Origin of the sequence: Vibrio syngnathi, assembly GCF_002119525.1 — a bacterium.
Classification (GTDB): domain Bacteria; phylum Pseudomonadota; class Gammaproteobacteria; order Enterobacterales; family Vibrionaceae; genus Vibrio; species Vibrio syngnathi.
Genome location: NZ_CP017916.1, coordinates 2,005,084 through 2,030,635, shown reverse-complemented (window position 1 = coordinate 2,030,635; position 25,552 = coordinate 2,005,084). Strand labels below are relative to the sequence as shown.

The following is a 25,552-nucleotide window of genomic DNA, read 5'->3' as shown; positions in this document are numbered from 1 at the left end:
CATTTATCAATATGAGCAGAGATGAAAGGCTACTAAAAATGAGTAATTAAACATTGTTTGGTGTTTTTTTAAGCCTAAGCAAACGTTTGCTTGTTGCGGGGATATTGTTTTTTATAAATAGCAGTGATGGATTGGTTTGGTGTTATTGTTGTGCTACAAGTTTGTTTTGAAGAGATTTTAGAACAATCGTTTAACATTAAGGAGCGTAGGAAGGGTGTTGTAGAGAGCCTCCCTCTAGGTGAAATCTGATCCTAGAAGGAGGTTTTTTGTTATTTCTGTGTTGCCGCTTTCATTGGCGTTACAAATTCAGCAAGGGCTTTAAGCATTGCTTCAGGTTGCTCTACGTTGTTTTCAATGATCTTTACAACAGCTGAGCCAGAGATCGCACCGGCAGCGCCAGCTACAATCGCTTCTTTCACTTGTTCAGGAGCCGAGATGCCGAAACCAAGCAGTGCTGGTGGCGCATCGAACTTGTTCAAGCGATCAAGCAGTGCCGTTACTGGCATATTTGCTTTTGTTTCAGCACCCGTTACACCAGAACGCGAAAGTAGGTAGGTGTAACCACCACCTAGCTCAGAAACTGATCGAAGCGTTTCATCGCTTGCAGTTGGTGGAGCAATAAAGATTGGGTGAACGCCAAACTTTTCAGCTGCAGCAACAAACTCGCCGCTTTCATTGGTTGGTACATCAGCAATTAATACTGAATCGATACCTGCGTTTGCGCAGCGTTCGTAAAAATTTTCTATACCACGTGCGTAAACCAAGTTCGCGTACATCAGTAGGCCGATTGGTAGCTCTGGGTATTTAGCACGGATTTGACCAATAAGATCGAAGCACACATCTGGCGTTACTTTAGAATCTAAAGCACGAATGTTCGCACCTTGGATTGTTGGGCCATCTGCAAGCGGATCTGAGAATGGGATACCAAGCTCAAGTGCGTCAGCACCCGCTTCAACTAGCGTTTCCATGATCTTAAGAGATTGCTCTGGGTTAGGATCACCAACCGTTACGAATGGTACAAATGCGCCCTGATTCTTTTCAGCTAAGCGAGTGAAGAGTGATTGATAGCGATCCATTATAATGCTCCTTTCTCTTTAAGAATGTCGTGTACAGAGAAAATGTCTTTGTCACCACGACCAGATAGATTAACCACTAATAGCTGTTCTTTCTCTGGGTTGTCGTGAGCCATTTTAATTGCATGAGCCACAGCATGAGATGACTCGAGCGCTGCGATAATACCTTCTTTACGTGCAATCAATTGGAACGCTTCTAGCGCTTCGTCATCGGTCACGTTGTCGTATTCAGCACGGCCAATGGCATTTAGGTGCGCGTGTTGAGGACCCACTGATGGGAAATCTAGACCCGCAGAAACAGAGTACGACTCTTCTACTTGGCCATTCTCATCTTGCATCAGCGGAGCTTTCATACCGAAGAAAATACCGGTTTTACCGTGCTTAAGTGGCGCGCCGTGTTGGTCGGTATCAATACCTTTACCAGCAGGCTCTACACCGATTAGGCGTACGGATTCTTCTTCAATGAAATCAGCGAACATACCGATAGCGTTTGAACCGCCGCCAACACAAGCGATAACCGCATCAGGAAGGCGACCTTCACGAGCTAAGATTTGGTGCTTCGTTTCTTCGCCAATCATGCGTTGGAAATCGCGAACAATCGTTGGGAATGGGTGAGGACCCGCAGCAGTACCCAGTAGGTAGTGCGCGTCTTCATAAGTTGCAGACCAGTCACGTAGCGCTTCGTTACATGCATCTTTTAGCGTTGAAGAGCCAGAATGAACAGGGATAACCTCTGCGCCCATTAGCTTCATGCGGAACACGTTCGGGCTTTGACGTTCAACGTCTTTTGCACCCATGTAAACGCGACACTTAAGGCCCAATAGAGCACACGCTAGAGCTGTTGCAACACCGTGTTGGCCCGCGCCAGTTTCAGCGATTATTTCCTGTTTACCCATACGTTTTGCTAGCAATGCTTGGCCAAGAACTTGGTTTGTCTTGTGAGCACCGCCGTGAAGTAGATCTTCACGCTTTAGGTACAGTTTGGTTTTTGTACCTTTAGTCAGGTTACGCGTTAGCGTTAGTGCCGTTGGACGACCTGCGTACTCTTGAAGAAGCGTCATGAATTCACTGCGGAACTCAGGATCTGCTTGTGCATCGATAAATGCTTGTTCTAGTTGGTCTAGTGCTGGCACTAGGATCTGCGGTACGTATTGACCACCGTATTCACCAAAGTAGGCATCGAGTTTAGCCATTGTGTTATTCCTTCAATTCTATCGGTGTGTATTCACACCAAGTCATTTAATCTTGTTTAAGCTTCGCAAAGGCAAAGCTCACTAATCTGTTTTTTGATTCTGCGCTCTAGGTTCAGCTTTCTAGCTTCTAAGCTCTGGGTTCCAGGTTCCAGGTTCCAGGTTTAAGTTCTAGAAACCGAACTAGTAATTACGAATCGCTGCAAAAGCACGTTGCAGTTTGTCTGCGTCTTTTTTACCTGGAGCCGATTCAACGCCAGAGTTTAGGTCTAGCCCTAAACAACCCAACTTAGCCGCTTGGTTAGCATTTTCTGGGTTTAGACCGCCCGCTAACATGATTGCGTTTTGGTTGTTGATTAGGCTCCAATCGAACACTTGGCCTGTACCGCCAGTTTGAGAACCTACTTTAGTATCTAGCAGGTGACGAGTCACGTTGCTTTGAAGTAATTCTGGTAGCGCGCTTTTAGCACCGGAAGCATCACCAGAAGCAACACCGTAAGCTTTCCAAATCTCAACGCTTTCAGGTAGTGACTGTTTTAACTCATCTACAAACGCTTGAGACTCATCACCGTGCAGTTGAACCGCAAACAAACCTAGCTCAGAAACCGTTTTCGCAACGTCAGTAACGCTATGGTTTTGGAACACACCTACGTAGTTCAAAGGTGCGCCGCTCATGGTTAAACGAGCAGCTTCGATGTCCACATGACGCTTAGACGCTTCAACGAAAATCAAACCACCGAATACTGCACCCGCTTGATACGCTTTCGCTGCATCGTCTGGGTGAGTTAAACCACACACCTTGTTTTCACCGAGCGTCACTTTACGCACCGCAAGCTCTAAGTTCTTTTCAGCCATCAGAGAGCTGCCGATTAGGAAGCCGTCTGCAAATGTTGAAAGGTCACGAACTTGTTGATGCGTGTAGATGCCAGACTCTGAAATCACGACTGCTTCTGGAGCAAGTTTGCGAACCAGCGGAGCTAACTCTTTGGTACGGTTCAAATCAGTCGAAAGGTCACGTAGGTTACGGTTATTAATACCGATCACTTTTGCTTTTAAAGCGACAGCGCGGTGAAGCTCTTCTTCATTGCTGACTTCGGTTAGTACACCCATGTTAAGTGAGTGAGCGACTTCAGCAAGCGCTTTGTACTCTTCATCATCTAATACCGACAGCATCAGCAAGATTGCATCAGCTGAATAGTGACGAGCTAAGTAAACTTGGTAGGTATCAACCATGAAGTCTTTACAAAGAATAGGTTGCTTAGCAATGCTGCGAACCTTTGGTAAAAACTCAAAATCACCTTGGAAGTACTTCTCGTCTGTTAGTACTGAAATCGCATTTGCGTGGTTGTTGTACACCGATGCGATGTAGTCCAAATCAAACTCGTCGCGAATCAAACCTTTTGACGGCGATGCTTTCTTACATTCCGTGATGAAAACCGCTTGTTCGCCGCTCAGAGCATCATAAAAGCTGCGGTCTGTTGCGGTTAAGGTCGCTTTAAACTCGTCCAATGGTTGAGTCTGTTTACGCGTTTCAACCCACTGGTATTTGTCACGAACGATTTTCGCTAATACTTCTGCCATTTCAGCTTCTTTCATCGAAACGTGGGTCGACAGTTTATCGGTAGTCTGTGTCATGTTCTTTATCTCTACTCGTCGTTCGTTAGGCGTGTGCAGAAAGTTTTTGCACAAGCTCGTAAGCTTTTCCAGAGTTCATCGCTTCAATAGCTTGCTGCGCGTTAGCTTTTAGATCTTCATGGCCAAATAGACGCATCAGCAGAGCAACGTTGACTGCAACTGCACCAGCTTGGGCTTCAGTACCTTTACCTGTCAGAATGTCCGTTGTGATAGCGCGGTTCTCTTCAGGATCTCCGCCTTTAATAGCTTCAAGAGGGTGAGTGTTCAAACCAAAGTCAGCAGGGCTCACTGTGTATTCATGAATCTCGCCATCTTTGATTTCAGCAACCAGTGTTTCACCATGAATTGCCACTTCGTCAAGGCCGCTACCGTGAACAACCGCGGCACGCTTCATACCCATTTGCAGCATCGTTTCCGCAATAGGGCGTACGAGTTCTTTGCTGTAAACACCCATCAGCTCGATGTTAGGGCGAGCAGGGTTAATCAATGGACCAAGGATGTTGAAGATCGTGCGTGTTTTCATTGTTTGACGAACGGGCATCGCGTGACGTACACCAACGTGATATTGCGGAGCAAATAAGAATGCTACGCCAAGTTCGTCAACGGCTTTACGTGTATCTTCAGCTGTCATCGCTAGGTTAATACCAAACGAATCTAGCAGATCAGAAGAGCCTGATTTACTTGATACGCTGCGGTTGCCGTGTTTCGCGATTTTTAAGCCACATGCGGCTGCAACAAAGGCTGAAGTTGTCGAGATATTAATGGTGTTATGACCGTCACCACCTGTACCCACGATGTCCGCAAAATCGTAATCAGGACGTGGGAACGGTTTTGCATTTGCTAGTAGTGCTTTCGCCGCGCCTGCGATCTCATCTGGCGTCTCGCCTTTGATTTTTAATGCAGTAAGCGCAGAAGCCATCAAAATAGGGTCTAGTTCACCTTTGATGATGACATCAAACAGTTGTTGGCTTTCTTCTTGAGTAAGAGACTGTTGTTCGTAAAGTTTATTAATCTGTTCCATGATCGTTTCCTAGTTAGTCTTTTTATCAAGAGTAGAGCTTTTCTCTAGATGAAGAGGTTTCTCAAGAGCCCATTCGATAGCGTTCGCTAGAAGCGTTGCACCGTAGGTCGTCATAATCGATTCTGGGTGGAATTGGAATCCACAAACCTTGTCTTGTTCTTGAACCACAGACATCACCAAATCATCGACTTCAGCGGTCACCGTTAGGCTATCTGATACGTGTGTTGCCACCAAAGAATGGTAGCGAGCGATAGCCAGTGGCGAAGGTAAGCCTTGGTAAGTCGCATGGTTTTGGTGTTCCATCATAGACACTTTACCATGAATGATTTCGCCAGCGCCTGCAACGGTGCCGCCGTAGGCTTCAACAATCGCTTGGTGGCCCAAGCAAATACCAATCATTGGCACTTTGCCTTTTAAAAGCTGAATTAGCTCTGGCATACAGCCCGCATCAGCAGGAGCGCCAGGGCCTGGTGAAAGTAGCGCAACAGGGTTGTCTAGCTCGTTGATCGCCGCTTCAACTACTTTTGCCGAGATGTTGTTACGGTAAATCTTTACGCTGTGTCCCAATGAACGAAACTGGTCTACAAGGTTGTAAGTGAACGAGTCGAAGTTATCGATGAATACAATATCAGCCATGATTACGACTCCTTCTTATTTGATGTGTTCGGATTTGCTGCAGAGTTTTTAGTGTGTGCCGCTTGAATCGCTGAAATAACTGCTTGTGCTTTGCCGCGTGTTTCATCCGCTTCGGCTTGTGGGTCTGAATCGAATACCACACCAGCACCGGCTTGTACTTGTGCTACACCATCTTCAACGTAAGCAGAACGAATTACGATACACGTATCTAAAGTGCCTTCACCGGTTAGGTAACCGACTGCACCACCGTAGCTACCACGACGTGTTTTTTCTACGTCACGGATAAGTTGCATTGCGCGGATTTTTGGTGCACCCGTTAGCGTACCCATGTTCATACAAGCTTGGTAAGCGTGTAGGGCATCTAAATCTTCACGTAGCTGACCTACAACACGAGAAACCAAGTGCATCACATGACTGTAGCGGTCAACTTTTAGCAAGTCTGCTACGTGGCGAGTGCCAGCTTCTGCAATACGCGCTACATCGTTACGAGCTAGGTCGACTAGCATCATGTGTTCAGCGTTTTCTTTCTTGTCGGTACGCAGCTCAAGTTCGATACGGCTATCTAGGTCGAAATCGATTTGACCGTCTGGGCGTTTACCGCGACGACGAGTACCCGCAATTGGGTAAATCTCAATTTGATTAGTTTCTGTTTCGTACTTCAGCGCGCTTTCTGGAGAAGCACCAAACAGAGTAAACAGCTCATCTTGCATGTAGAACATGTAAGGGCTTGGGTTACTTTGCTTGAGTTCTTTGTAAGCCGCCAGTGGAGCAGGGCAAGGCAGTGTGAAGCGACGTGAAGGTACCACTTGGAATACATCGCCTTTAACTACGTACTCTTTTAAGTCACGAACCGTTTGGCAGAAGTCTTCATCTGAAACGCTTGGTACCGCTTCAACATTGTCGAGCGGCGTAACTTCTGTGATGGCTTTCAATGACTGACATTGTGTTTGAATGTCAGCTAAGCGCTCGGTTAATTGCGCTTTGATGCTTTTATCTTGAGTAAACAAGCTCGCATGAAGTAGGCCTTCGTTCTCTTGGTGGTCGAAACGCAATAGTGTTTCAGCTACGTAGAAGACAAAGTCAGGACAATTGTTGGTTGCTTCAGCATCACCTAGCGGTTCAAAGTTCGCCACGATGTCGTAAGCGAATAAGCCCGCCATGAATAGTGCGTGTTTGTTATCTGCGTCTTGCTCAAAGCTGTGCTGAACCAAACGCAGTGCATCAAATGAAGAGGCTTCTCTTAAACGTGAGTCTTCATCTAATTCATTGCTTGGCTCGACAAAAGTCAGCGTCAAAACGTTATCAGTCAGGTCAGATTTAATTTCTGCTTTAACATTTTGAGTGAGGTGTTCGATAAGCGCTTGACCGTTTTCAGTCAACGCTTGAAAGGTTACTTCATGTCCGCGACATACGATGCGAACAGCAGAGTCGATAAGGAGTAGGCTTGTCAGGTTCTGTTTGGATTCAATCTCAGCCGATTCCAACAGTAAACTGTCTGTTTTGTTCTCACACAAAGTATGAAAAACGCTGGTTGGATCTTGCGAGTAAGGAACGGAAGAATTGATGACCTCAATGGTTCCCAGCTTTTTGATTTCAATGGCCTTGTTCACAAGACCTCCTTTATGATTCTTTAAATTTCCTGCCGTACATAGTCGCATAAAGATACCTTTCACCCAATCTAGAATATGGTCAATTCGTTGATTTGTTAGTCAGTTGAATGTGAGATGTTCGACAAATTAAAAAGCCCGCTATGAAAGCGGGCTTAGTGATAACTTTTTTATAAACAAACTGTTTAACTAGAAGTACACGTTAGCCCACCAAGAAATTGTCCAAGTGCGCCACCAATTAAGCTCTGAACTTGCTTCTACTGAAGAAAGTTCTAAAACTTTATCTTTATGGTTTTGGTTAAATTCTTGTAACATGGTGAACCTATCAAATGTGATACTTCGTATTTGTGTACTAGTTAACTAGTTTTCCACTTGCGGGTCAAGTGTATTGACACAAATATAACGATAAAAATTGAAAACAATGAAAAAGAATATATGAGAATTGATCTACATAGTCATACAACAGCCTCAGATGGCCGACTTACTCCACCTGAGCTAATTGACCGAGCGCTTGGCTTTAACATCGAAGCGCTAGCGATTACAGATCATGACACGACTGATGGGCTTGCTGAAGCACGCAGCTATATTGCTGATAACAATCTTCCTATTCAGTTGATTAACGGCATCGAGATCTCAACCGTTTGGCAAAACAAAGATATCCATATTGTTGGGTTAAACGTCGATCCTGAATCACCAGAATTGAAAGCGTTAATTGAACAACAGAAGCAACACCGTGTCGGACGTGCAGAGATGATTGCTCAACGTCTTGAGAAAGCGACTCGTGAAGGTGTGTTAGAAGAGGTTAAGTTGATTGCTGGTGATGCACCAATTACTCGAGCACACTTTGCGAAATGGTTAGTCGACAATGGCTACGCGAAAACCATGCAGCAGGTGTTTAAAAAGTTTCTTACGCGCAACAATCCAGGTTATGTGCCGCCAACATGGTGCTCAATGAGTGATGCTGTCACGGCTATTCATGCGGCTGGTGGGCAAGCCGTACTCGCTCACCCTGGGCGATATGGTCTTACCGCTAAGTGGGTTAAGCGTCTGTTAGCCGCATTTGTTGAAGCAAATGGTGACGCTATGGAAGTGGCTCAACCTCAGCAAGCGCAACAAGAAAGACGCACACTTGCGGATTATGCTATACAATACAAACTATTAGCCTCCCAAGGCAGCGACTTCCATTACCCATCCCCATGGATGGAACTTGGACGTAATCTCTGGCTACCTTCTGGGGTCGAAGAAGTATGGAAAGATTGGGAGTTTCAAACGGTTTCACCATCTGATACCGATGACAGTATTTAGGTGAGCCAGCTCCTTCTGATGATAGAGTCGAGAGATTCGATAACGAGGATCAACAATGAGCCAGTTTTTTTATGTACACCCAGATAACCCACAAGCACGCTTAATTACTCAAGCGGTTGCGATCATTCGCAATGGCGGCGTTGTGGTTTATCCAACAGATTCAGGTTATGCACTGGGTTGTCAGCTTGAGAATAAACAAGCACTCGAACGCATCTGTAAAATTCGTCGAATCGATGATAAGCACAATTTCACTTTGTTATGCCGTGACCTTTCTGAGTTGTCACTGTATGCGCGAGTAGATAATGTGGCTTTCCGTCTGCTTAAGGCGCACACGCCCGGTGCTTACACGTTTATTTTCAAAGCAACCAAAGAAGTGCCGAAGCGTTTGATGAACGCGAAACGTAAAACGATCGGTATTCGTGTACCAGACAACAAAATTGCCCTAGACCTTCTAGAAGCAATGGGCGAGCCATTGATGTCGACGTCTCTGATTCTTCCGGGTAACGAGACAACTGAATCGGATCCTGAAGAAATTCGTGACAGCTTAGAGCATGCGGTTGACGTCATTTTGAATGGCGGCTACTTAGGTGAACAACCTACTACGGTTATTGACTTCAGTGACGATGACGCCGTTGTTTTACGTCGTGGTGCCGGTGATCCAGCGCCGTTTGAATAATAGCGTTACTGATTAACAGTCTGTAACGAAACAGCAAACCTGCCAGAGTAAATAACAAGTGCTTTTTGGCAGGTTATTTGCGATAATACGCGACCGCGATTTGGTCGCGAAAAAATTCATTCGACGTCTGTGAAGACGACAATTAGGTAGAAAAGAGTAAATGAGCGAAAAATTACAGAAGGTTTTAGCGCGAGCTGGTCACGGTTCTCGTCGTGAACTAGAAGGTTTAATCAAATCTGGTCGTGTAAGTGTTAACGGTCAAGTTGCGAAATTGGGTGAGCGTCTTGAAGACGAGAACTCAGTGATCCGTATCGATGGCCACACTATTACAGGCAAAGCTTCTGAAGAAGTGGTTTGTCGTGTACTTGCTTACTACAAACCGGAAGGTGAGCTTTGTACTCGTCACGATCCTGAAGGTCGCCGTACTGTTTTCGATCGTCTACCTAAGATCCGTGGTTCTCGTTGGATTTCAGTTGGTCGTCTTGATGCAAACACATCAGGCCTACTGTTGTTCACAACCGATGGTGAACTAGCAAACCGCCTAATGCACCCAAGCCGTCAGGTTGAGCGTGAGTACCTAGTACGTGTATTTGGTGAAGTAACTGAGCAAAAAGTTAAGAACGTGACTCGTGGCGTTCAACTTGAAGATGGTATGGCTCGTTTCGAAGATGTGGTTTACGCTGGCGGTGAAGGTATGAACCATACTTTCTACGTAGCAATTAACGAAGGTCGTAACCGTGAGGTTCGTCGTCTTTGGGAATCACAAGAAACAACAGTAAGCCGTCTGAAACGTGTACGTTACGGTGATATCTACCTTGATAAGAAACTGCCTCGTGGCGGCTGGAAAGAGCTAGATCTTCAAGAAGTAAACTACTTGCGTGAGCTTGTTGAACTTCAGCCAGAAAAAGAGACTCTGTTGGATCTTGATCCTGCAAATACTTCTCGTAAGCGTGAGCGTTCTCGTAGCCAGAAAATTCGTCGTGCTGTTAAGCGTCACGAAGAGCGTGCAAATGCTCCTAAAGGCCGTAGCAACCAGACTAAGCGTAAGAAGCCTGCAACTCGCGGTACTACAACACCTGATTCAGGTCGTAGCGCTCCAGCGGCAAATGGCAAACCTCAGGCTACTAAAAAGCCTAAACTGAACAACGGACGCCCGGCTAAACCGGCTAAGCCAAGATCACGTAAGTAATTACACCAGTAGTTGCTACAGTTCTTAAGCTTAATCTAACGTTTCGAATACTAAAAAACCTGCTAACTTAGCAGGTTTTTTTTCGTCTTGAATATGGCGCAGTTCAAATCATGTGGAAGTGCTTACCAAGTAGAAACGATTAACCAGGTAGAAGTGAATAACTAGCTAGAAGCGCTCAACCAACTCGGCTGACTAGTTATTTACTACGCTAGTTATTTATTACGATTGGTTTAGGTCACTTTCAAATGATTCGAGAAGTTGTCTCCCTTTGCCATGCGGTCATACAAAATAACATTAACCGCGGCAGCAAGGTTCATGCAGCCATTAGTCGGAACGTAGATGGTTTCACGACAGAAGTCGGTGATCTCTTTTTTCAGAGTCCCATCTTCAGGGCCGAAGATATAAAAAGCACGAGGTGGGTGCTTATAATCAGGCAAAGGCTTAGCGCCTTCTATCAAATCAACCGCGATGGGCACGCAGCCAACAGGAATAATGTCTTTAAGATCTTCAACACCAATCAAAGGCAACTCAAGATGCTTTTCTTTGGTGTCGGTATGAAATTGTCGAGCGTGGTCATAACGGGTGCCAGTATAAAATACAGAGTTTGCTCCGTAGCAACCAGCCGCTCGCATTACTGAGCCAACATTTTCAGGTGTTTTGGGGTTTACTAATCCAACACAGGCATAGCCTTTGGATAGGGTATCTGTCTTTGCTTTGATCATAATTTTGTAGAGTTGCAGTTTGGTAAAGTGATGAGGCTATGAAGTCGTAAGAAAACCAGCTCAGTACTCTGAGCTGGTTTAAGAAGAGCCTAGTCGCGTTTCCACAACATGTGACAGAACTTGTGTTCAGGGTCACGGCTGATCAGCAGACGAGCGAATACGTCATCTAAGACATCATCAGCTTCATTTACAAGACCAATGCGTACTTCAGCGTAGATCTCTTTGTCGACTTCAAAGCCAACATGTTCAACCCAATCGTCACCAGTTTCGACAAGTTCTGCAGCGCCACGATCTTCAAACTGAGCCGTGAATAGGATCACGTCTGCTGGTTCAAGATTATCAGCAGCCATCTCAAGAAAGATGTCATATGCAGTGTCAATTGCGTCGTCGTAAGACATTAGGTCGTTAGCTTCGGTCATAATAAATATCTTAGCTTGCGCGGTTCATGTATTTACGTTCAGCTGTGTTCACAACAACTTTGTCGCCAGTTGCAATGTACTCAGGAACTTGAACAGTAAGGCCTGTAGACAGACGAGCTGGCTTAGTACGAGCTGAAGCAGATGCACCTTTGATTGAAGGGTCTGTTTCTTCGATTACTAGCTCAACTGAAGTTGGTAGTTCAAGAGTCGCCGCAGTACCGTCGATAAGAATCGCGTACATACCTTGCGTATCTTCGTTGATGAACAGCAGTTCGTCTTCGATCATTTCACCGTTGAAGATGAATTGTGTGTAATCTTCGTTATCCATGAAGATGTACTCGTTGCCATCAACGTAAGAGAACATCACTGCACGCTTAGTTACGTCGATAGTCTCAACGATTTCGTCAGCCTTGTGACGAACTTCTGTTTTAACGCCAGTTGCTACATCGTGACCACGGAAGCGGTAAATCTTTTGACCGCCACGGCCACCTGGTGTTGTCACTTCGATATCTTTTACTAGTACTGTTTTACCATCAACGTTGATCGCAAAACCTTTTTTAATCTCACTTGCTCTAGGCATTTTGTGTTTGTCCTTATTGGGTCTATCCGCTGATTATATCTCGTAGACGCTATAAATAGGAATAGCTTGAATCATAAAGTCACCTAAGCGATCATAGAGAGACAGTTAAATCATTATTTTATTTACCGAAACGACCTATGCAGCTACCTGTTATTGACCCAACACAGCCATTTCAACCTGAATTTCAACCTGTGGTTAACGATCTGATTACCTTTTTAAAAGGTGGTTTAGGCTCCAATCTACACAGTGTCTATGTTTATGGCAGTGTGGCACGCAAACAAGCCGTCGTCGGTCGCTCGAATCTAGATGTGGTTGTGGTTACCCATCGTCCTTTCCCAGATCAACGAACCACGCTGCTGAATACCATCAAATGGCGTTTTCAAAAGAGCTTCCCGCAGGTCACTCAAGTGGCGATTAAAACTACCTTGGTGAGCGAGATCGTTGATTTCGACAACATATTCACGTGGGGCTTTATGCTCAAGCATTTAGCTGTGTGCGTGCATGGTGAAGATTTATCGGATTGTTATGGTGATTTTGAAACAAGTTGGGAAATCGCTAAGCACTGGAATATGGATGCGGAAAACTGGTTAGCGGTGTATCGCAATAAGATCGCCCGAGCAACAACGCCAGAACAACAAGTTGCAGCACAAGTGATCATTGCTAAAAAGCTACTGCGAGCCAGTTACTCTTTGGTGATGTATCGTGACAAATATTGGTTCGATGACCCAATAGAGTGTGGTCAACAGTTCTTGAAGTATCACCCAGATAAAGACGTCGAAATCCAAAGGTTAGGTATTTTACTTTCTGGTAGACCGATTCCTAAACGTTCGGTGATAGGGATTCTTGATGGCTTTGGCGAGTGGCTGGTTAAGCAGTATCAGAAAACTGAGTTTCGAATCGGATAGGGCTTCGTAAGCTATCAAGTTCGTAAGTTATCCATTGATATGAAAAGCAGAGCAAGCTGAAGAGCACGTCTCTGCTTTTTCGTTTTAAGCTTATCTCGAGTTTTAATACATATCTCGAGTTTGAAGATCGTATCGAAAATAGAATAGGTCTAGAACAGACCTAACTGCTGCCCGCTGACTCGTTCAAAATCTAAACCGATGAAGGGCAAGATAGCCTCTGCGACCGGTTTGATTTGTTTGTCGATGTAATGCTGATAATCAATACCACTCTTCAAGTACTCCTTTGGCTCAGGGCCGCTCAGAGTAATCAGGTATTCAATACGTCCTTTATTTTGGTATTGAAGAGGGCGTCCTAGCTGAGCATTGATCTCATCGGCCATTCGAGCTGCGCGAACCTGTGGCGGAATGTTCTTTTGATATTCGTGTAATTTACGGCGTAAGCGCTTTTGATACACCAATAAATCATCATGCTTGCCAGCAGAGGTTTCATCAACAAACTGTCTGACATAGTCGGTTGGATCTTGGTCGTCAAAGACCATCTCATACAGGGTTTGTTGAAACTGCTGTGCGAGGGGGGTCCAATCGGTACGAGCACTCTCTAGTCCTTTAAAAATGATCTTCTCTTTGTCACCTTGATTGATCAAGCCTGCATAACGTTTCTTCGACCCTGTCTCAGAGCCTCTAATGGTCGGCATTAGAAACTTGCGATAGTGAGTCTCATATTCCAATTCAAGTATAGAAGTTAAGTTGTGGGTCTCTTTCAGGTGATTCGTCCACCAATCGTTGATGTAAGCCACGAGGGTGTGACCAATTTCGTCCGCTTGCTCTTGCTCAAAACTGCCATTCAGAGACACGAAGGTTGAATCGGTATCGCCATAAATCACCTGATAGCCTTTACCTTCGATCAGAAGCTTGGTTTGCTTCATGATCTCATGCCCACGCATGGTGATAGAGGATGCCAATCTAGTATCAAAGAAACGACAACCAGAAGAACCAAGCACGCCATAGAAAGAGTTCATGATGATCTTAATCGCCTGAGAGAAAGCTTTCTCATTATTTTTCTTTGCGACATCACGTGCTGCCCACAAGTTTTCAATCATTTCAGGCAAGAAGTGTTTAGAACGATGGAATTGACCACCGCGAAAGCCTTCTACTGCTTGGTCTTCTGCTGGCCCTAGTTCCAGCTTCAACCCTTCAATCAGCCCCATAGGGTCAATCAAGAAAGAGCGAATGATCGATGGGTACAGGCTCTTAAAATCGAGAACTAACACAGAGTCATAAAGGTTGGGGATTGAATCCATTACATAACCACCGGGGCTCGCAATCCAGTTCTCCGGCTCTAAATTAGGCGCGACGTAACCTGCTCGGTGTATTTGAGGCATGTATAAATTAGTAAAAGCCGCAACGGAGCCACCAACACGATCCAGCTCTACACCGGTTAATCGAGAGCGCTCAATCGCGAAGTCGAGTAGGTGAGTGTGTTCAAAGATGCGGTTTACTAGCACGCAGTCTTGAAGGTTGTACTTGGCGAGCGAAGGCTTATCGAATTTAAACATTCGGTTTATCTCATCCATGCGGTCGTGAACGTTATGGATATCTTTGCCTTCGCCGAGTAGCTCTTGAGATACCGATTCAAGAGACCAAGAGCGGAAGTGGTAGGTCGCTGTCTTGAGCATGTCGATGCCATCCAACACAACGCGACCAGGAATAGTGATAAAGCCTTGCTGGTTTTGTGCAGAACTACGGAAAAAGCTTGGTTGATTGTCTCTGCCGATATTGAGCTTCACTTCGTTCCATTCTGAACGTTTGTGCAGTAACCGAAAATCGAAGTCGATGACGTTCCAACCAATGATGATGTCAGGGTCAAACTCGGAGAACCATGTAATCATGGCTTCAAGCAGCGCTTTCTCGTTGGTAACCCATTGGATATTGGTGTCTGCTTCTTGTGGATCGCCGAGCATGATCACTCGGCTATCCATTGGGCTGTCTAGGCCGATGGAATAAAGCACACCTTTTTCTGAACATTCAATATCAAGCGATACCACAGATAAACTGGGTAAGTAATCGCCCGCTCGGCACTTTGCGTTCGAAACTCTGAGGTGCTGTTTTTTTTGAGTAATAGCGCCTGTGAATTCGATACTGCCTTTGATAAATCGTTCCATCAAGAAACGATCGGCCAGTCGTATATCGCTTTCAAAGGTTTGGATCTCTTCACCGTTAAAGGCTTGCGCTAAACCAAAGCTACTTCTCGACAGTGAGGTGTAACATGCGGCGAGAGGAGTTTGATCGAATGTAACCAGCTCTAGAGGCTTGAATTGGCAATCGATCGACTCTTTCGCTGCGATGACCTGACATGCTTCGACATCAGATTGAGCGACAAAAAATACAGGTTTTTCATTTTGAATGGTCAGTAGATTAGGGCCTTTAGGGGTACTTAACCACAAGTCGATTTGTGTGTGCCCTGAAAAGTCTCTTGCCTGTCTTGTGAGTACAAAGCCTTGCTGAATATCCAATGTAGTAACCTGTTGAAACTGGGAATCGAATACTAACATCTAGCGTTCAATTTCGCACAATAGGCTGGGTAAATAGTCACTAATTTATCGTTAACGGGGTTTAATAACGGGACTTAATAGGCAAATAAGTGAATTTGTCACGAATGGTTATTCAATGGTATTGAAAATATCTTTATCTTGTGTAATTTTATTGGGTGTTGTTTTAACTGGTTGATTTTTAGAAAAAGCTTGTTGTTTTAGTTGCCTTATTTGTTAATAAGTCCTTGCTAAAGTTCGTGTTTCAGCACATATTCAACAGAGATTTTTTTTAGCAATTAAGTTAAGATGTACTCAATGCTGCGATTCACTGTTCCTTTATTCAATTGTTTCAAATAGATGAAACGACACAGTGGTTGCAGAGCCAATTAATAGTGTGGAGATACAAGTTTGATAAATGTTTTCCTTGTAGATGATCACGAGCTGGTTCGCACAGGGATACGACGTATTATTGAAGACGTCCGTGGAATGAACGTAGCAGGGGAAGCTGAAAGCGGTGAAGATGCTGCAAAATGGTGTCGTACTAACAATACTGACGTTATTTTGATGGATATGAATATGCCTGGTATTGGTGGCTTAGAAGCAACCAAGAAAATCTTGCGTTTCAACCCTGATGTTAAAATCATCGTTTTAACTGTTCATACGGAAAATCCGTTTCCAACTAAAGTGATGCAAGCTGGAGCTGCTGGTTACCTTACTAAAGGGGCAGGTCCGGATGAAATGGTCAATGCAATTCGAGTGGTTAATAGCGGCCAACGATACATTTCACCAGAAATAGCGCAGCAGATGGCTTTGAGCCAATTTTCTCCTGCGTCTGAAAATCCATTCGCAGACTTATCTGAACGTGAACTTCAAATCATGATGATGATTACCAAAGGTCAGAAAGTGACGGATATTTCGGAACAACTCAATCTAAGTCCTAAAACAGTCAATAGTTACCGCTACCGTTTGTTCAGTAAACTGGATATCAGTGGTGATGTAGAGTTGACGCATTTAGCGATTAGACATGGAATGTTAGACACTGAGACCCTTTAACACTGAGATCGTATAGTGACCAACTTGTTTGACTCAGTCTCATTCCTCAAGACAGTAACAGAGCAGCCTGGCGTTTATCGGATGTATAACGCCGAGGCTGTTGTTATCTACGTCGGTAAAGCTAAGAACCTCAAAAAACGCCTTTCCAGTTATTTCCGTAAAAAAGTCGACAGTGAAAAAACACGCGCTTTAGTCAGCAATATTGACAAGATCGATGTCACTGTAACGCACACGGAAACCGAAGCTCTTATTCTTGAGCACAACTACATTAAGCAGTACTTGCCTAAATACAACGTACTTCTGCGTGATGATAAGTCGTACCCTTATATTTTTATTAGCGGTCACAAGCATCCTCGTTTGTCGATGCACCGTGGAGCTAAAAAGAAAAAGGGTGAATACTTTGGTCCTTATCCCGATTCCGGTGCTGTGCGTGAGACGCTACACTTAATACAAAAAATCTTTCCTGCTCGTCAGTGTGAAGACACGGTTTATGCCAACAGAACTCGCCCATGTTTGATGTATCAGATTGGTCGTTGCGCGGCGCCATGTGTCAGCTCAATCATCTCTGATGAAGAGTACAGTGAACTTATCGACTACGTTCGTTTATTCCTGCAGGGGAAAGACAAGCTAGTTCTTGAGACACTCATCGATAAAATGGACAAGGCAAGTCAAGAGCTTCGCTTTGAGCAAGCGGCTGCTTTCCGTGACCAGATCCAAGCTATTCGACGCGTGCAAGAGCAACAGTACGTATCTGACGACTCAATGGAAGATATGGACGTGTTAGGGTTTGCTCAAGAAAATGGCGTAGCTTGTATTCACATCTTGATGATTCGCCAAGGAAAGGTTTTAGGCAGTAGAAGCCATTTCCCGAAAATTCCAAACAATACGGTTCGAGAGGAAGTCTTTTCGAGCTTTTTAAGTCAATACTATCTTGCACATAATGAAGCGAGAACCATCCCAACTCGTCTCATCCTTAATGCTGATTTGATGGAAGATGTCACACCGATTCAAGAAGCCTTGTGTGAAGTCGCGGGTCGTAAGATTCACTTCAACACCAATCCTTCTGGAACCCGTGGCCGCTACCTTAAACTGTCTAACACCAATGCGTTAACTGCAATTACCACTAAAATTAATCATAAGATGACGATCAATCAGCGCTTTAAGGAGCTTCAAGAAGTGCTGTCAATGGACGCTATCAAACGCATGGAATGTTTCGATATTAGTCACACCATGGGTGAAAGTACGATTGCTTCTTGTGTGGTGTTCAATCAAGAAGGGCCAGTTAAGCCGGAATATCGTCGTTACAACATTACTGGTATTACCGGTGGTGATGACTACGCGGCAATGGCTCAGGCGCTTGAGAGACGTTATTCGAAGCAACTCGATGTCGATAAGATCCCAGACATCATCTTTATTGATGGTGGTAAAGGTCAGCTCAACCGCGCTCATGAGATAATTTCTCAGTATTGGGATGATTGGCCGTTTCGACCTCGAATGATGGGTATAGCCAAAGGGGTTACGCGTAAACCGGGTTTAGAAACCTTGGTTACTCTTGAGGGGGAGGAATTTAACTTACCGAGCGATGCACCAGCGTTACATCTTATCCAACATATTCGTGATGAAAGCCATAATCATGCGATTGCAGGGCATAGAGCAAAACGTGGTAAAACGCGTAGAACCAGTGCGCTTGAAGGAATCGAAGGGGTAGGACCGAAACGTCGTCAATCTTTGTTGAAATATATGGGTGGCTTACAAGAACTTAAGCGTGCAACTGTCGAAGAAATAGCCAAAGTGCCGGGCATTAGTCATTCTTTGGCAGAAAACATTTATCAAGCATTGAAACAATAGTAAAAATCCCGCACCATTAAAGCGCAATTAATAAGAGCCCAATAATATGCGTTTGAATATACCTAACATTTTGTCCTTACTGAGACTATTTTTAATCCCAGTATTCGTTGTTGTTTTTTACCTACCTTATCAATGGGCTCCTTTTGCTGCTGCAATGGTGTTTTGGGTAGCGGGTTTTACTGACTGGCTAGATGGCATGCTGGCTCGTAAACTCGGACAAACTTCTCGCTTTGGTGCCTTTATTGACCCTGTGGCGGATAAAGTGCTGGTTGCTACGGCTCTTATCTTAGTTACCGAGCATTATCACTCGATCTGGGTGACTATTCCTGCGGTGACCATGATTGGTCGTGAAATTATCATCTCGGCGCTTCGTGAATGGATGGCTGAAATCGGTAAACGCGCAAGTGTTGCGGTGTCTTGGGTTGGTAAAGTAAAAACCGTTTCTCAAATGTTTGCTCTTTGGGTACTTATCTGGCGCTATGACGATTGGATGGTTTGGGTAGGTTATATTGCACTCTATGTTGCCACCGTTCTTACTTATTGGTCTATGGCGCAGTACTTGATGGCCGCCAAAGACGATTTGTTAGACGAAAAACACCATTGATGAAGAAGCGAGCTTAGGCTCGCTTTTTTGATCTTTAACCTACGGTTAAGTTATCAATAGTGGATATCTAATGTGATATAGATCTCTTTTGAATAACCTACTCACAATGTGTTTTGCACATAAAGTCAGCTATTTGGCCTGTTTCGTATGAAATCTATTCAAACGAATTAAAAATACAAAAATAATATTGACTCAATCGCCTGAATCCGTAGAATGCATCCCGTACCCAAGAGGATGGCAATAAGCAATTCGATTGGAGTTACTAAGGCGCCTTGGCAGAGTGGCTATGCAGCGGATTGCAAATCCGTGGACCTCGGTTCGACTCCGGGAGGCGCCTCCATTATCTCTTTCTTATAAGGAAGAATAATGAAAATGCGATACTAGCTCAGTTGGTAGAGCGCAACCTTGCCAAGGTTGAGGTCATCGGTTCGAACCCGATGTATCGCTCCAAAATTTGTAATGTTGATTGGCGTCAGCATTAAGATGGTGTTTTACTTTTCAGTAATCGGCATCGCAATAAAGAATTGCGTGCCCTGGTGGTGGAATTGGTAGACACAAGGGATTTAAAATCCCTCGGCGTTCGCGCTGTGCCGGTTCAAGTCCGGCCCGGGGCACCATCTATTAAAGCCTACGTCTTAACGGATGTAGCAAATGCGATACTAGCTCAGTTGGTAGAGCGCAACCTTGCCAAGGTTGAGGTCATCGGTTCGAACCCGATGTATCGCTCCAAATTAAAAAGCCCGAACAGAAATGTTCGGGCTTTTTGGTTTCTGTTGTTCAGCTTTTTCTGGTCTCACATTTTTCCTATTTGATTCCCCTGGTTAGACGGTGGGTAAAATATTGAAATTCTCATACCTTTAACTTCGTTTTAAAAGCAAGACTCCCTATGAACTCGTTCCTCGTGCTAGGGAATGACGTTTGTACTCAAATGACCTCTGAGGCTTGACTCATCTTATTACTTTGTTAGCTCTTAAAGCTCGTTAACTGCGAGACTCCCTATGAACTCGCTCTTCGTACTAGGGAGTGATGAAAGGATGCTATGGTCTCAAAGCCATCACTAGCAACGTTTGTATACCCGCGTCGTCATCCTCGGGCGTGAGGAACGAGCGAACCGGGGATCTACTTATCGTCTGCTGACTAACTAGTGTTTAATCTATGGCATCAGATAGTTTCTGAATAAAGCAATACATCGACATGTTGTAAGGGACTCCCTATGAATTCATTCTTCACGCTAGGGAATGACGGAAAGGCGCCATAGCCTCAAAGCTATCACTAACACCGTCTGTACACCCACGTCGTCATCCTCGGGCATGAGGGACGAATGAACCGGGGATCTCCTTACCTAAAGATTAACTTGACGATATTTTCAGCAATTTGTCAGTTACCGCTCCTATTTATCAAGCGATTATTAAAAACTATTGATCGTTCATTTCACTTTATGTTACTTTCCCGCGCAATCTCGGAATGAACAATGTTCAAGAAGAGCAACGATTGCTTCTGGGGGATACGCGTAGTGACCATTCTTGCTGATTGGGACATTACGTAGGGTAGGTATCAGCTAGCCTTTAGCTGATAGACGGGATACTTATGGCGCAATTCGCCATGCTAATGGGAAACCCAACATTGAACACACTAATAACAACATTGCTAATCAGCTCTGCATTTCCAAAAGGGCCAGTTCTTCATAGCTGTCCGATACTGCACAAATGTCCAATTCTTCAAAACAGTAGCATTACTGAACCTTGAGCTCACGCTAACTAATTTTTGCTGTCCTAAGACGGCCTAATTTCGTATTCGTCATTTGACTTATGCGAGCGTACAGCTATATCTCATTTCTAGACAATACGCGTGTTTCACTATGAATTCTCTCTAAATCAATAGAGGGACGGTGTGCAATTGCGTCTGATGGAGGTAAGTATGAACACATTCAAGGGGATTTTTATGACTACCGCCTTTGAAGTCGATATTAATACTATCGCAAATTCATTTTCAACTATGGTTCCTATCGTTGAGGGAACTTACGACCTAACACCTGACGCTATTTTGCTTGAACAAGAGCAGCATGAATCGGATGTTCGTTCATACCCAAGACGCCTACCTATTGCTATTAAACGAGCATGTGGTGTTTTAGTTGAAGATACTCGTGGCCAACTCTTTCTCGATTGCTTAGCTGGTGCCGGTACACTTTCTTTGGGTTACAACCACCCTGAAATCAACCAAGCACTTAAAGACCAACTCGATTCAGGTTTGCCATACCAGACTCTTGATATTACGACTCAAGCAAAAGATACGTTTATCAAGCGAGTTAAAGCTTTTCTCCCTCAAGATTTTTCAACTAACTCGGTTCTTCAATTTTGTGGCCCGTCTGGCGCTGATGCTGTGGAAGCGGCTATCAAGCTAGCCAAGCAAACAACAGGTCGTAACACCATGTTTGCTTTCCGTGGTGCTTACCATGGCATGACGAACGGCACCATGGGCATGATGGGTAACCTTGGCACTAAAGAGCGTCGTAGCGGCTTAATGTCTGACGTACATTTCATGCCTTTCCCATACAATCTTCGCTGCCCGTTTGGCATTGGTGGTGAAGCAGGTGCCAACGCAAGCATTCGTTACATCGAGCGTATGTTGAATGACGACGAATCTGGCATCATGAAACCTGCAGCAATGATCGTTGAGCCTGTACAAGGTGAGGGCGGCGTGATTCCAGCCCCGGCATCTTGGCTACAAGGCTTGCGTCGTATCTGTGATGAACACGGCATTCTACTTATCTTTGATGAAATTCAGTGTGGTGTAGGTAAAACTGGTCATCGTTTTGCGTTTGAAGAATCAGGCGTTAACCCTGATATTTTGTGCTTGTCTAAAGCGATTGGCGGCGGACTGCCTATGTCGCTGCTTGTGTTCGATAAGAGCATTGATACTTGGAAAGCGGGTGAGCACACCGGTACATTCCGTGGTAACCAATTAGCAATGGTATCTGGCGCTAAAGCATTAGAAATCATCGAGCGAGATGGTTTGGTTGAGCACGCGAACATCGCAGGCCAATACTTACGTCATGGGCTTGAGAGAATTCAATCGCGTGTGAACTGTATTGCTGAAGTTCGTGGCAAAGGCTTGATGCTTGGCGCTGAGATCAAGCAACCAAACGGCGAACTCAACAAATTTGGCGAGCCGCAATCAGACGGCGAGCTGACGTTAGCGATTCAACGAGCAGCATTAGAGCGCGGCTTGATGGTTGAAAAGGGTGGTCGTGATGGTTCGGTAATTCGTTTCCTTCCTCCTATGATTATCTCTTTTGAGCAGATCGACTTTGCATTGCGCGTCATGGAAGAAGCGATCATCGCAGCGGGTGGTGGTTTACGACAAGACCAAACACAAAGCGAAGAATCAAATCAGGAATGGAACAAGCATTTCATCCAGACGGGTTTAGGCGGTAGCGACGAATTTGCTAGCGTGATGAACCAAACTACTCAAGCGATGAAAGCGGTTTTTGAACAGGTTGAAACCCCTTATTCGGGTTTAGATCCAAAAATGCTAGAAGCAGCTATCAACGCTGTCGATCTCGATAACAGCCAACACGCTTTGGTTGATGTTGTGGATAGCACGGCTGACTTAGTCGCAGCGAACTCTATCTTTGTGCAGCACCCAGACTGTATTGCACACCTTCACACGCCTCCTCTTATGGCTTCTGTTGCTGCGGAATCGATTATCGCGGCGTTGAATCAATCGATGGATTCATGGGACCAAGCATCTGCTGCGACTTATGTTGAGCAGCGCGTCGTAGATTGGATGTGTGACAAATACCAGCTTGGCGCACAAGCTGACGGTGTTTTCACCAGCGGCGGCACGCAAAGTAACCTAATGGGTTTATTGCTTGCGAGAGATTGGGTTGCCGATAAGTACAATGGCCATTCTATCCAAAAGCTTGGCTTGCCAGAATACGCGAGCAAGCTGCGTATCTTATGTTCAAAGAAATCTCACTTCACGGTTCAAAAGTCGGCCTCTTTAATGGGTTTAGGCGAAGCTGCAGTGTGTTGTGTTGACACCAATGCAAACGGCACTATCAAGCCGGACTTGCTAGACGCAGAAGTGAAAGCACTTAAAGCTCAAGGGTTGATTCCTTTTGCTGTTGTCGGTACCGCGGGTACAACCGATCACGGTGCTATCGATGACCTTGACGCGATTGCAGAAATCGCAAGCCAGCAAGATCTTTGGTTCCATGTCGACAGTGCATACGGTGGCGCACTTATTTTAAGTAGCCATAAAGCTCGTCTGAAAGGCATCGAAAAGGCGGACTCAGTGAGCGTTGATTTCCACAAGTTGTTCTTCCAAACAATCAGCTGTGGTGCTGTGCTTCTCAAAGACAAAGTAAACTTTAAGTACCTACTGCATCACGCAGACTACTTAAACCGTGAACACGATGAACTGCCGAATCTAGTCGATAAGTCTATCGCGACCACAAAGCGTTTCGATGCACTGAAAGTCTTCATGACTATGCAAAGCGTTGGGCCAAAGCAACTGGGTGATATGTACGACCATCTCTTAGAGCAGACGCTTCAAGTTGCTGACCTGATTCAGAAGCATGACGATTTCGAGTTGCTTGCTGAGCCGTCTCTTTCGACTGTGCTGTTCCGTTCGGTTCTTAGTAATGGGCAATCAGCAAACGGTGTTCTTGATTTAGACAAACTGAATCAAACGTTAAGACTGGAAGCGCTGACTCGTGGCGTTGCAGTACTTGGTGAAACGGTCGTTGATGGTAAAAGTGCGCTGAAATTCACTATCTTGAATCCGTGCTTAACGACATCAGATTTCAAATCTCTAATTAACAAAATTCAAACTTTAGCTATTGAGCTAGCAGAACAACAAGGGTAATTAAAACTATGGCTATTCTACAAATTGGTGCAGGCGGCGTCGGTTGGGTTGTTGCACATAAAGCAGCACAAAATAACGAAGTACTGGGTGATATCACGATCGCTTCTCGCACAATCGCGAAGTGTGAAAAAATCATCGAATCTATCAAGGGTAAAAACAACCTTAAAGATTCAACTAAGAAACTAGAAGCACGTTCAGTAGACGCTGACGATGTTGATGCGCTTGTTGCTTTGATTCAAGAAGTTAAGCCGGATCTAGTGATCAACGCTGGTCCTCCTTGGGTAAACATGGCGATCATGGAAGCGTGTTACCAATCTAAAGTATCTTACTTAGATACATCGGTAGCGGTTGACCTATGTTCTGAAGGTCAACAAGTACCACAAGCTTACGATTGGCAGTGGGGCTACCGTGAGAAGTTCGCTGAAGCGGGCATCACAGGTATTCTTGGTGCGGGTTTTGATCCAGGTGTGGTATCAATCTTTGCAGCGTACGCGGTTAAGCACTTGTTCGATGAGATTGACTCAATTGACGTGATGGACGTGAATGCTGGCGATCACGGCAAGAAGTTTGCGACAAACTTTGACCCAGAAACTAACATGCTTGAGATCCAAGGCGATTCTTTCTACTGGGAAAATGAAGAGTGGAAACAAGTCCCTTGTCACTCTCGTATGCTTGAGTTTGAATTCCCGAACTGTGGTTCTCACAAAGTTTACTCAATGGCACACGATGAAGTACGTTCAATGAAAGAGTTCATCCCAGCTAAGCGTATCGAATTCTGGATGGGCTTCGGCGATGCATACCTAAACTACTTCAACTGCATGCGTGATATCGGCCTTCTTAGCCCAGATCCGCTAACGCTACATGACGGCACTGTGGTTCAGCCTCTTCATGTTCTGAAAGCGCTGCTACCAGATCCAACATCTCTAGCTCCGGGTTACACAGGTTTAACGTGTATCGGTACTTGGGTTCAAGGTAAGAAAGACGGTAAAGAGCGTAGCGTATTCATCTACAATAACGCAGACCACGAAGTGGCTTACGAAGACGTAGAGCACCAAGCGATCTCTTACACAACCGGTGTTCCAGCGATTACTGCTGCACTTCAGTTCTTCCGTGGCGAATGGGCTGATAAAGGTGTGTTTAACATGGAACAGCTAAACCCAGACCCATTCCTAGCAACCATGCCTGAAATAGGTCTAGATTGGCACGTTCAAGAGTTAGAGCCTACAGCTGGTTTACCTTTGATCTACAAATTGAAGTAATACATAGTTAGGTTCTTACTTCGCTATGAATTACTGGTGGAATGACAAAGGTAATGGTTAGTTCTTCCATGAGATGACTAAGAACATCGTCATTCCCTATAGAGAGGGACGAGCGTAATAGGGAATCTCAGTTGCTGTCGATTTCTATTGAGCGACAGGTGGCTTTGGGAGATCCCCAACTCGCTCATTCTTCCCTCTTGGGGATGACGGAGAGTGTATTTACTCCGTTAGAGGATGATGAAAGGTGATTATTTTCTTTGGTATTTGACGAAGACGATATTTGCTAAATCTAACCAGTAATGCAGAAATCGTCATTCCCTAAAGCGAGGGACGAGTGTAATAGGGAATCTCTAATACACTTAAAGAACTTCCAATGTACTTACTTATATCGAGCCGATGCATTAGCGTCGGCTTTGTTCGATTATCATGT

General features: G+C 44.9%; 20 protein-coding genes, 4 tRNA genes and 1 other annotated feature. Of the genes, 13 read left to right on the top strand and 11 right to left on the bottom strand.

Annotated features, from left to right (window positions below):
• Positions 1-269: 269 nt before the first annotated feature.
• From trpA to trpL2, 7 genes are all read right to left on the bottom strand, one after another.
• Positions 270-1,076, bottom strand: a complete 807-nt coding sequence (gene trpA, locus K08M4_RS09260; protein ID WP_086049669.1) for a tryptophan synthase subunit alpha — start codon at positions 1,074-1,076, stop codon at positions 270-272.
• Positions 1,076-2,266 carry a tryptophan synthase subunit beta gene (gene trpB, locus K08M4_RS09255; protein WP_086049668.1) on the bottom strand — a complete coding sequence of 397 codons (1,191 nt, stop codon included), beginning with the start codon at positions 2,264-2,266 and terminating at the stop codon, positions 1,076-1,078. Before trpB ends, trpA begins: the two co-directional genes overlap by 1 nt.
• Before the next feature lie 180 nt (positions 2,267-2,446).
• Positions 2,447-3,898: a bifunctional indole-3-glycerol-phosphate synthase TrpC/phosphoribosylanthranilate isomerase TrpF gene (trpCF, locus tag K08M4_RS09250; protein ID WP_086049667.1), complete on the bottom strand. Its 1,452-nt coding sequence runs from the start codon at positions 3,896-3,898 to the stop codon at positions 2,447-2,449.
• A gap of 25 nt (positions 3,899-3,923) precedes the next feature.
• Positions 3,924-4,919, bottom strand: a complete 996-nt coding sequence (gene trpD, locus K08M4_RS09245) for an anthranilate phosphoribosyltransferase (RefSeq protein WP_086049666.1) — start codon at positions 4,917-4,919, stop codon at positions 3,924-3,926.
• Positions 4,920-4,928: 9 nt separating this feature from the next.
• Positions 4,929-5,555, bottom strand: a complete 627-nt coding sequence (locus tag K08M4_RS09240) for an aminodeoxychorismate/anthranilate synthase component II (protein ID WP_017076372.1) — start codon at positions 5,553-5,555, stop codon at positions 4,929-4,931.
• A 2-nt stretch (positions 5,556-5,557) separates the two neighbouring features.
• Positions 5,558-7,165: an anthranilate synthase component 1 gene (locus K08M4_RS09235; protein ID WP_086049665.1), complete on the bottom strand. Its 1,608-nt coding sequence runs from the start codon at positions 7,163-7,165 to the stop codon at positions 5,558-5,560.
• A gap of 125 nt (positions 7,166-7,290) precedes the next feature.
• Positions 7,291-7,405, bottom strand: a sequence feature (Trp leader region).
• Entirely contained in the window at positions 7,352-7,477 is a 126-nt protein-coding gene (trpL2, locus tag K08M4_RS09230; protein WP_086049664.1) for a tryptophan operon leader peptide, read from the bottom strand. It overlaps the preceding feature by 54 nt.
• Positions 7,478-7,597: 120 nt before the next feature.
• On the opposite strand from trpL2, the gene rnm reads away from it, so the two are divergent.
• The 3 genes from rnm (at position 7,598) to rluB (ending at position 10,332) form a co-directional block, all read left to right on the top strand.
• Positions 7,598-8,467, top strand: a complete 870-nt coding sequence (gene rnm / locus K08M4_RS09225; RefSeq protein ID WP_086049663.1) for an RNase RNM — start codon at positions 7,598-7,600, stop codon at positions 8,465-8,467.
• A gap of 55 nt (positions 8,468-8,522) precedes the next feature.
• Positions 8,523-9,143: an L-threonylcarbamoyladenylate synthase gene (locus tag K08M4_RS09220; RefSeq protein ID WP_009848751.1), complete on the top strand. Its 621-nt coding sequence runs from the start codon at positions 8,523-8,525 to the stop codon at positions 9,141-9,143.
• Between the two features lie 160 nt (positions 9,144-9,303).
• Positions 9,304-10,332: a 23S rRNA pseudouridine(2605) synthase RluB gene (rluB, locus tag K08M4_RS09215; RefSeq protein WP_086049662.1), complete on the top strand. Its 1,029-nt coding sequence runs from the start codon at positions 9,304-9,306 to the stop codon at positions 10,330-10,332.
• Positions 10,333-10,562: 230 nt separating this feature from the next.
• On the opposite strand, the gene K08M4_RS09210 is transcribed toward rluB, so the two are convergent.
• From K08M4_RS09210 to efpL, 3 genes are all read right to left on the bottom strand, one after another.
• On the bottom strand, positions 10,563-11,054 hold the full coding sequence (locus tag K08M4_RS09210; RefSeq protein ID WP_086049661.1) for an RNA methyltransferase: 492 nt from the start codon (positions 11,052-11,054) through the stop codon (positions 10,563-10,565).
• An 89-nt stretch (positions 11,055-11,143) separates the two neighbouring features.
• Positions 11,144-11,473, bottom strand: coding sequence for an HI1450 family dsDNA-mimic protein (locus K08M4_RS09205; protein ID WP_012604336.1), 330 nt, complete (start codon positions 11,471-11,473; stop codon positions 11,144-11,146).
• 10 nt (positions 11,474-11,483) lie between these two features.
• Positions 11,484-12,053, bottom strand: coding sequence for an elongation factor P-like protein EfpL (efpL, locus tag K08M4_RS09200; RefSeq protein ID WP_009848748.1), 570 nt, complete (start codon positions 12,051-12,053; stop codon positions 11,484-11,486).
• 137 nt (positions 12,054-12,190) lie between these two features.
• Here efpL and K08M4_RS09195 point away from each other — a divergent pair, with 137 nt between their 5' ends.
• Complete coding sequence (locus K08M4_RS09195; protein ID WP_004729780.1) at positions 12,191-12,958, top strand: nucleotidyltransferase family protein; 768 nt, start codon at positions 12,191-12,193, stop codon at positions 12,956-12,958.
• Between the two features lie 149 nt (positions 12,959-13,107).
• On the opposite strand, the gene K08M4_RS09190 is transcribed toward K08M4_RS09195, so the two are convergent.
• Positions 13,108-15,471, bottom strand: a complete 2,364-nt coding sequence (locus K08M4_RS09190; RefSeq protein ID WP_086050419.1) for a DNA polymerase II — start codon at positions 15,469-15,471, stop codon at positions 13,108-13,110.
• 426 nt (positions 15,472-15,897) lie between these two features.
• Between K08M4_RS09190 and uvrY the strand changes: the two genes are divergently transcribed.
• From uvrY to K08M4_RS09145, 9 genes are all read left to right on the top strand, one after another.
• Positions 15,898-16,542 carry a UvrY/SirA/GacA family response regulator transcription factor gene (gene uvrY, locus K08M4_RS09185; RefSeq protein WP_004729778.1) on the top strand — a complete coding sequence of 215 codons (645 nt, stop codon included), beginning with the start codon at positions 15,898-15,900 and terminating at the stop codon, positions 16,540-16,542.
• A gap of 15 nt (positions 16,543-16,557) precedes the next feature.
• Positions 16,558-18,390 (top strand): excinuclease ABC subunit UvrC, encoded by a 1,833-nt coding sequence (gene uvrC / locus K08M4_RS09180; RefSeq protein WP_086049660.1) that lies wholly within the window; start codon positions 16,558-16,560, stop codon positions 18,388-18,390.
• A 46-nt stretch (positions 18,391-18,436) separates the two neighbouring features.
• Positions 18,437-18,994: a CDP-diacylglycerol--glycerol-3-phosphate 3-phosphatidyltransferase gene (gene pgsA / locus K08M4_RS09175; RefSeq protein WP_086049659.1), complete on the top strand. Its 558-nt coding sequence runs from the start codon at positions 18,437-18,439 to the stop codon at positions 18,992-18,994.
• 266 nt (positions 18,995-19,260) lie between these two features.
• A tRNA-Cys gene (locus K08M4_RS09170) sits at positions 19,261-19,334 on the top strand.
• A gap of 34 nt (positions 19,335-19,368) precedes the next feature.
• Positions 19,369-19,444: transfer RNA gene (locus K08M4_RS09165), tRNA-Gly, on the top strand.
• Positions 19,445-19,524: 80 nt separating this feature from the next.
• Positions 19,525-19,611, top strand: a tRNA-Leu gene (locus K08M4_RS09160).
• Between the two features lie 36 nt (positions 19,612-19,647).
• Positions 19,648-19,723 (top strand) — tRNA-Gly (locus K08M4_RS09155).
• Positions 19,724-20,911: 1,188 nt separating this feature from the next.
• Positions 20,912-23,863 carry a pyridoxal phosphate-dependent class III aminotransferase gene (locus K08M4_RS09150; RefSeq protein ID WP_198299281.1) on the top strand — a complete coding sequence of 984 codons (2,952 nt, stop codon included), beginning with the start codon at positions 20,912-20,914 and terminating at the stop codon, positions 23,861-23,863.
• 8 nt (positions 23,864-23,871) lie between these two features.
• The gene (locus K08M4_RS09145; protein ID WP_086049658.1) at positions 23,872-25,122 is read left to right on the top strand and encodes a carboxynorspermidine synthase; all 1,251 of its coding nucleotides are present in this window, start codon (positions 23,872-23,874) and stop codon (positions 25,120-25,122) included.
• Positions 25,123-25,552: the final 430 nt, after the last annotated feature.

What these genes read in the sequence shown, in the direction of transcription:
- trpA (WP_086049669.1), bottom strand. Translation starts at nt 1,076, where the DNA reads ATGGATCGCTATCAATCACTCTTCACTCGCTTAGCTGAAAAGAATCAG.
- trpB (WP_086049668.1), bottom strand. Translation starts at nt 2,266, where the DNA reads ATGGCTAAACTCGATGCCTACTTTGGTGAATACGGTGGTCAATACGTA.
- trpCF (WP_086049667.1), bottom strand. Translation starts at nt 3,898, where the DNA reads ATGACACAGACTACCGATAAACTGTCGACCCACGTTTCGATGAAAGAA.
- trpD (WP_086049666.1), bottom strand. Translation starts at nt 4,919, where the DNA reads ATGGAACAGATTAATAAACTTTACGAACAACAGTCTCTTACTCAAGAA.
- K08M4_RS09240 (WP_017076372.1), bottom strand. Translation starts at nt 5,555, where the DNA reads ATGGCTGATATTGTATTCATCGATAACTTCGACTCGTTCACTTACAAC.
- trpL2 (WP_086049664.1), bottom strand. Translation starts at nt 7,477, where the DNA reads ATGTTACAAGAATTTAACCAAAACCATAAAGATAAAGTTTTAGAACTT.
- rnm (WP_086049663.1), top strand. Translation starts at nt 7,598, where the DNA reads ATGAGAATTGATCTACATAGTCATACAACAGCCTCAGATGGCCGACTT.
- K08M4_RS09220 (WP_009848751.1), top strand. Translation starts at nt 8,523, where the DNA reads ATGAGCCAGTTTTTTTATGTACACCCAGATAACCCACAAGCACGCTTA.
- rluB (WP_086049662.1), top strand. Translation starts at nt 9,304, where the DNA reads ATGAGCGAAAAATTACAGAAGGTTTTAGCGCGAGCTGGTCACGGTTCT.
- K08M4_RS09210 (WP_086049661.1), bottom strand. Translation starts at nt 11,054, where the DNA reads ATGATCAAAGCAAAGACAGATACCCTATCCAAAGGCTATGCCTGTGTT.
- K08M4_RS09205 (WP_012604336.1), bottom strand. Translation starts at nt 11,473, where the DNA reads ATGACCGAAGCTAACGACCTAATGTCTTACGACGACGCAATTGACACT.
- efpL (WP_009848748.1), bottom strand. Translation starts at nt 12,053, where the DNA reads ATGCCTAGAGCAAGTGAGATTAAAAAAGGTTTTGCGATCAACGTTGAT.
- K08M4_RS09195 (WP_004729780.1), top strand. Translation starts at nt 12,191, where the DNA reads ATGCAGCTACCTGTTATTGACCCAACACAGCCATTTCAACCTGAATTT.
- pgsA (WP_086049659.1), top strand. Translation starts at nt 18,437, where the DNA reads ATGCGTTTGAATATACCTAACATTTTGTCCTTACTGAGACTATTTTTA.
- K08M4_RS09150 (WP_198299281.1), top strand. Translation starts at nt 20,912, where the DNA reads ATGAACACATTCAAGGGGATTTTTATGACTACCGCCTTTGAAGTCGAT.
- K08M4_RS09145 (WP_086049658.1), top strand. Translation starts at nt 23,872, where the DNA reads ATGGCTATTCTACAAATTGGTGCAGGCGGCGTCGGTTGGGTTGTTGCA.